This window comes from Aliivibrio kagoshimensis (assembly GCF_050337105.1).
GTDB classification, from domain to species: domain Bacteria; phylum Pseudomonadota; class Gammaproteobacteria; order Enterobacterales; family Vibrionaceae; genus Aliivibrio_A; species Aliivibrio_A kagoshimensis.
Map to the genome: position 1 here is coordinate 1 of NZ_JAKJSQ010000155.1, position 1,146 is coordinate 1,146.

Genomic DNA, 1,146 nt, shown 5'->3' on the forward strand with positions numbered 1-1,146 from the left:
TCATAAAACTGTGGTTCTAACTTTAAATCATCCTCAATAACAATAACAGAATCATAGATTTTCAATACATCGGATATTCCAGCATAAATTGAGTTTTTTAGCCCCATATTTTTTTCCCGATAAATAATATCCGCATTAGGGAGTAGTTCTGAGGACACATCGAAACATCGCTCGGTAAGATTCCTCTCTTGTATCTTCCTAGGGCCATCAATGTAAACAATAATATCTTTTGTTTGTGCATTTGAGCAACTAAGGTATGACTTAATGGTATTCTGCAATTTTTCAGGACGGTTAAAGGCAAAAAATACAACAGCAGTAGTTAGGTTATTAATAGAATCAAGTTGACTCATAATTTTTCTCTCTTTAAAAACATATGATTGAGTGAACTCATAAACTAAACAGTGACCAAAACTTTACCTTTTACATTAACGGAACATACGTTGACAGTTTTAATGATAAATAAAGCAATGCATCAGTAATAATTTAAATCGATTAAGATAAATTAGAGGTTATAAATACTGGAAATTGAAATGCGGTTAATGTTATTATCTCGGGTGTCATTACAAGGCTATACAAGCAGGAACTCGCCACTTCCCCCGCAAAAAAAAGAAGATGAGAACATCCAGTTATTCTGCCATGTTGTAAACTAACTGGTGGACTTCTAGTTCGTTCATATTATTTATACTTACATCGCTATTCTCTAGATAAATGAGCTGCGTTGACTACTAATGCATTGTTCTACCAAGTAAACGCTAAGAAAAGCAATGCTAAACTTTTAATGTTGTACGGTTTCAAACAGCATTAAAAATATCCTGAAATTATATGTACTAAAAGTAGCGCCTTCCTTCAGTTTTAGATTGAGCCCACAATTTCCCAAATGGCCTGGAAACCATGACGAAGTTTTATTGATTCTATAGTGTACGGGGTAATTAAATGCTTATTTTATTCCATAAAGAGTAGATACTGTTCGTGTGGATAGCACCGGTTCAATCATCACTTTTGTAGCGTTCACGAAGCATTGCAAAGATCAGTCAAAACCTTTCCTTGCGTTTCAACTAGCCTCTATGGATAACTATCAAACTGTCTTTGGAACTAGCAACTGCTGTGCATCGAATAATATACAATAATATCTCATAACTTTATATT

General features: G+C 33.9%; 1 protein-coding gene. It reads right to left on the minus strand.

Annotated features, from left to right (window positions below; translation table 11 throughout):
- Positions 1–350, minus strand: a 350-nt coding sequence (locus L4C32_RS20675) for a glycosyltransferase family protein (RefSeq protein ID WP_428198770.1), incomplete at its 3' end; no start/stop codon positions are given.
- Positions 351–1,146: the final 796 nt, after the last annotated feature.